This is a genomic window from Pseudarthrobacter sp. NPDC058119 (assembly GCF_042884655.1).
Taxonomy (GTDB): Bacteria; Actinomycetota; Actinomycetes; order Actinomycetales; family Micrococcaceae; genus Arthrobacter.
Genome location: NZ_JBHVTN010000025.1, coordinates 1 through 1445 on the forward strand (window position 1 = coordinate 1; position 1445 = coordinate 1445).

General features: G+C 64.2%; 1 protein-coding gene. It reads left to right on the plus strand.

Annotated features, from left to right (window positions below):
• Positions 1-111: 111 nt before the first annotated feature.
• Complete coding sequence (locus tag ACFVTD_RS20985; RefSeq protein WP_387567093.1) at positions 112-1401, plus strand: ISL3 family transposase; 1290 nt, start codon at positions 112-114, stop codon at positions 1399-1401.
• Positions 1402-1445: the final 44 nt, after the last annotated feature.

Here is a 1445-nt window from a genome sequence, read left to right on the forward strand (position 1 = left end):
GGCTCTTCGCGGTTGATGGGGATATGAGTTCGTGTCGTTGAAGACAAAGGGGCCCGTGGCCCTGCTGGGATGAGTGTGTCTAGCATTCAACCTGGAACAGGACCACGAGCCTTGATCGAGCCTACCGGGGTCGCAGCCGACGCTGCCACCATCCTTTTCAACCTGCCCGACTACCGCGTCATTTCCACCACTATCACTGCCGGCCGGCGGCAGGTCATCATCGAAACTGACGAGCTACCGGGCTGCCCGAGCTGCGGTGTCATTGCTTCCCGGCGGAAGGAGCGCCGCTTCCAACGGCTCCGGGATATTCCTGTGGCCGGGCCAGTCGACGTGCTCTGGTCCAAGTACCGCTGGTACTGCGAAGAACCGGCCTGCGACCGGCTGTCGTTCTTCGAATCCACCCCGCAGGTCCCGCGCCGTGCCCGCTCCACTAGCCGGCTGCGGGACCAGCTCGTGGACGCGGTGATCCGGTCCGGCCGGGCCGTCTCGGAAGCAGCAGCCGGGTTCGCCGTGTCCTGGTGGATGGTCCGGGCGGCGGTGACGGAAGCGTGCCTGCTGCAGCTGCCCGACGTGGACAAGCTCAGCCCCCGAATGCTCGGCATCGATGAACACCGTTTCCGGTCCGTGCGCTACTTCCAGGACCCGTCAACGAAGGCGTGGACCCGGTTCGAGCCGTGGATGACGACTATCGTGGACCTGGACACCGGGCAGGTCCTCGGTGTGGTCGACGGCCGGGATCACAAGGGCGTTGGGGACTGGCTGTTCGCCCGGCCCCTGGAGTGGCGGTTGGCCGTTCAGGTAGTGGCGATCGACCCTTCTGCGGCGTTCAGGAAGGCGTTGCGGATGTGGCTTCCGCGCACCGCTGTCGCGGTCGATCACTTCCACTTGATCTCGCTGGCCAATCAGGTCATGACCGAGACCCGGCAGAACCTCTCCCAGCAGGTCAAGGGTCGCCGCGGCCGGGCGATCGACAAGGCCTGGGCGCACCGGATGCTGCTGCTGCGCGGTGGCGACAGACTCAGTTGCAGGGCGGCGCTCCGGTTGGAGGAAGTGTTCGCCGTCGACGATCCGACTGGCACCCTCCGAGCGGTCTGGCAGGTCAAAGAACAGCTCCGGGTACTGCTCCGCGCCGGCTCTTTGGAAGACGCCGCGGCAGCGAAAACAGAGCTCGAAAAACTCGTGAAGGCAGCAGCCAGACCGGAGTCGAACAGGCTCTACCGAACTGTTTGCAGGTGGTGGAAAGAGATCGAGGTGCTGATCATTACCGGCGCCACGACAGGCAAGGTCGAAGCAAACAACACCGCGATAAAAAACATCAAGCGCACCGCCCGCGGCTACCGCAATGCAGCCAACTACAAATCGGTTATCCTCTTGAGAAGTGCCGTCCGGACGGCGGCATGACGCTTATCTCAGGGACCCGTTTCCCCACGAACCGCGAAGAGCCC